At 68.6% G+C, this 3,780-nt stretch carries 5 protein-coding genes; 1 reads left to right on the top strand and 4 read right to left on the bottom strand.

The features are described 5' to 3' along the window. A partial coding sequence (locus ACTHJJ_RS08535) for a phosphatase PAP2 family protein (protein WP_440302515.1) occupies positions 1–215 on the top strand: 215 nt, incomplete at its 5' end. Between the two features lie 13 nt (positions 216–228). Here the strand turns inward: ACTHJJ_RS08535 and ACTHJJ_RS08530 are convergent. The 4 genes from ACTHJJ_RS08530 to ACTHJJ_RS08515 all read right to left on the bottom strand — a co-directional run. Beyond that, positions 229–1,407: a glycosyltransferase family 4 protein gene (locus ACTHJJ_RS08530; RefSeq protein WP_440302516.1), complete on the bottom strand. Its 1,179-nt coding sequence runs from the start codon at positions 1,405–1,407 to the stop codon at positions 229–231. 59 nt (positions 1,408–1,466) lie between these two features. After that, positions 1,467–2,189 carry a nucleotidyltransferase family protein gene (locus ACTHJJ_RS08525; RefSeq protein ID WP_440302514.1) on the bottom strand — a complete coding sequence of 241 codons (723 nt, stop codon included), beginning with the start codon at positions 2,187–2,189 and terminating at the stop codon, positions 1,467–1,469. After that, positions 2,186–3,310, bottom strand: a complete 1,125-nt coding sequence (locus tag ACTHJJ_RS08520) for an NAD-dependent epimerase/dehydratase family protein (RefSeq protein WP_440302513.1) — start codon at positions 3,308–3,310, stop codon at positions 2,186–2,188. Before ACTHJJ_RS08520 ends, ACTHJJ_RS08525 begins: the two co-directional genes overlap by 4 nt. Then, positions 3,307–3,780, bottom strand: a 474-nt coding sequence (locus ACTHJJ_RS08515) for a glycosyltransferase family 4 protein (RefSeq protein WP_440302512.1), incomplete at its 5' end; no start/stop codon positions are given. The genes ACTHJJ_RS08515 and ACTHJJ_RS08520, both read right to left, overlap by 4 nt.

Genomic DNA, 3,780 nt, shown 5'->3' with positions numbered 1-3,780 from the left:
GGCCGGTGGCGTGGTGGTGGCTGTGGCCGCCGGTGGTGCTTGCGGCGTCGCTCCTGGCGACCAGCCTGCTCGTCTCCGGCGCGCACTGGCCGAGTGACGTGCTGGGAGGGATCCTCCTCGCGGCCGCGATTGCGACGAGCGGCAGCCGGCTGCCGCACCGGTGGCGAACCGGTCGACAGCGACGGCGCGGCACCCCCACCCGCGCACCGGCTTGACCGGTGTGTCGTTTCAGGTCTCGTGAGTGGGCGCGCTCAGGAAGCGGAGCAACCGTGGCGCGACCACCTCGGCGTCGTAGTTTCGGTGGAACCGCCGACGAGCGGCCTGCCCCGCCCGGTCGAGCTCCTCCGGATCCTCCAGCAGCTCGGTGAGAATGCGGGCGGCGCACACGGGGTCATCGAGCGGCCAGAACCGTCCCTCGGCCGGGTCGTTGAAGAGCTCGGCCAACGCTCCTGCCGTCGAGGAGATGATGGGAAGGCCCGCCGCCATGGCCTCCATGATCGCGAGCGATGACGTCTCGACGTAGGAGGCGTGCACGTAGGCCTTGTATGCCGGCAACAGACCTTCGACATCGCTACGGAACCCCTGGAGCCGCACCTGCTGGCTCAGGCCGAGCTCGGCGGCGAGGCGTCTCAGGTTCTCGCGCTCCTCCCCCATTCCGAATATGTCGAGTGAGTATTCATGGCCGGCCGCCCTCGCTTCCGCAAGGACCTGCAGCAGATAACGGTGATTCTTGGCGACGGCGAGGTTTCCCACGCTGACCAAGTCGGCGGAAGGCGGGGGATCAGCCGCAACCGGTGCGGCCTTGACGAAGTTGGTGAGCACCGTGCTCGGGACCCCGTCCGCCTCCGGAAGCCACGCGCGCAGAGCCGCGCGGGCCCAACCGGACACGAACACCAGGCCGTCGACCCGAGGGACGACCTGCCGTTCGGTTCTGCGGATCCACCGGAACACCCGACCGTCCCGCGAGATCTGATCCTTGTGAACCCACTCATCGGCCTGCGAGGTTCCGAAGTGAACAGCCAGGACAACGCGTTGCTGCGGCCCGGATCGGGCCGCGAGGGCCGCGCGGGCCGCCACGGGGCACTGTGCGTAGACCGTGCATGGGCCGAGGCTCGCCAGACGGTGTCGCAACACCCTCCGCAGGAAGATCTCGTGCGACGTGCGATACCACCACACATGCGCGGGTCCCCAGGTGCGCTCCAGCAGCACTCGCACGCCGAAGAGCGGGAGGAGGACGGCCTCACGCCACCAGGCCCCGAAGCCGCGGCCCACCCAGGTGTGCGGGGTGATGAGCTCCGCCCGCTGCCCGGTGCGGTCCAGGTAGCCCCGCAGCTGACGCACATGCGTGTGAACACCCGTGATCCCGCGCTCACGGGCAACGGCTGCGATGACGAGCGGGGTCGGCATGCCGGTCCGGCTGGTCCGGGCGATGGAACCGGGGCTCACGTCACTTCTCACTGCGACCTCTACTCGGGTGCACCGACCGGGACGACCGATCGGCCGTGGGCCCAGCGGTGGCGGGCGTCGCGGAGGGCCCGTGGCGTACCGATGTCGGCGAAGTACGCGTCACCGAGGCTTCGCCCCCTCGCCCTGCCGACGAGCTGCGGGAGGAGGTCACGCCCGATGTCCTGGGGCAACGCAGTCCCGATGAGATCGAGCACCTCCGAATCGAACACGTACAGGCCTGCGTTCGCCAGATCGCCGCGTGGTTCGTGCGGCTTCTCCTCGAAGGACACGACGACTCCGTCCCGCAGTTCGACGATCCCGCAGCTGGACGGATCCGCCGCGTGGAAGAGGCCCAGGGTCGCCATGGGACGCGAGGCCTGATGAGAGGCCACGAGCTCACGCAGGTCGAAGTCGGTCAGGTTGTCGGCATTGACGGCGAGGAACGACTCCTCCCCCGCCACGAAGTCACGGTTCTGCAGGAGCGTGCCGGCACTCCCGAGGAGGGTGGGCTCGTACGCGGTCCGGACCGTGACGGGCTGTGATGTGCGCGCCAGGTGGTCCACGACCTGCTCGGCGAGGTGGTGCAGGTTCACGAGGACCTCGGTCACCCCCGCCCGGGACAGCTGCTGCAGCCAGAGGTCGAGCAGGGGCATCCCGCCCACGCTGACAAGGCACTTGGGGACGGCGTCGGTGAGGGGACGCAGGCGAGTGCCCAGCCCAGCGGCGAGCAGGAACGCCTTCATGCCATCACCCGCCCGTCGGCATGGCGCACCACCCCGAGCCGACGCATCGTCGCATCCGCCTCCGCGAGCACGCGATCCAGGCCCGGCATCCCCTCCAGCCACGCGGCATACTCCGCCACGGACTCGGAAGGAGACCGCTCCGGCTGCCACCCGAGGCTCTGGAGCGCGTGGATGTCCGAGTGGATGTGCCGTGTGTCGCCGAAGCGGTACTCGCCGGACACACGAGCCGCCTGGTCGGACCCGTAGTGGGCGCGGACCACATCAGCGAACTGCGCCGTCGTGTAGCCGACGCCGCCGCCGACGTTGAACACGCCACCGACCGCCCGCTCGTCGGTGAGCACGAGCTCGTTGGCCGCCACCACGTCGTGGATGTTGACGTAGTCACGAACCATCTGCCCGTCCTCGTAGAGGGTTGGCGCGCTGCCGAGGAGGTAGTGCAGACAGAAGATCCGGCACGCGCCGGAGTATGCGTTGTAGATCGACTGTCGTGGTCCTTGCACGATGCTGTACCGCAGTGCCACGGTCGGTATGCCGTAGCGACGACCGAGGTTGATCGCGACCATCTCCTCGCCGTACTTCGACATCCCGTAGGCGTTCTGGGGATTGGAGACCCGCTCTGGCGTCTTCAGCATCTCGAGCGGGCCCCCACACACCTGACACCGCTGGTCCCACTGCTGGGCCCGGAGCGCCTGCTCGGAACGCATGTCCGGCGTCTGCTCACCGTGGTCGATGCACCGGTACAGCCCCTCGCCCATCGCTGACTGCGACGATGCCACGACGACACGTTGGAGGTCGAGGCCCTCGGAGACAATCAGCTCGTACAGCAGCGCCGTCGAGACGACGTTCACGGATGAGAACCGGGAGAAGTCGGTGAGGTAGTCCTGGTAGGCGGCGAAGTGGTAGACGGCATCGACGCGACGGAGCAGGTTGACGAGCAGGTCACGGTTTCGGACGTCCCCGACCCACAGGTGCGCACCCGCCGTCACGTAGTTCGGTCTGCCCTCACGATGGACGGGTGCGGTCAGGGCGTCCAGCACCGTGACGTCGTGTCCGAGCTGCACCAACCGGTCGCAGGTGTGCGATCCGATGAACCCGGCTCCTCCGGTGACCAGGATTCTCATCGTCGGGCTCTGCGCATCGAATTCACCTCTCGGTACACCTCGAGCGTCTCCTTCGCGGTCTGGCGCCACGTGAACTCGCCTGCTCGCGCGATCCCCAGCTCTCGGCGGGCGATCCCACCGTCCAGTGCCTGGATGATGGCCGTGGCGATCGCCTGAGGGTCGTCCGGGTCGGCGAGCACGGCGGCGCCTCCTGCCGTCTCGGGCATGGCACTGCAGTCCGAGGTGACCACCGGACAGCCACAGGCCATGGCTTCGAGGATGGGCAGACCGAACGTCTCGTTGTGGGAGGGATAGACGAAAACGCCTGCGGCGCGGTAGAAGTCGACCGTCTCCTCGAGGGCGGTGCCCCCAACCCACACCACGTCGTCCTCGATTCCCAGCTTGGCTGCGAGCGCGCGCAGCTGCGCGACGTATGCGGCGTCGCGTCCGGGGCCGACGACCACCAGGGCGTGACCGTCGAGGTCCTGTCG

The organism is Intrasporangium sp., assembly GCF_051961875.1.
Lineage (GTDB): Bacteria > Actinomycetota > Actinomycetes > Actinomycetales > Dermatophilaceae > Intrasporangium_A.
The sequence above is the reverse complement of the archived record's forward strand: the minus strand, read 5'-3'. Positions and strand labels throughout refer to the sequence as shown.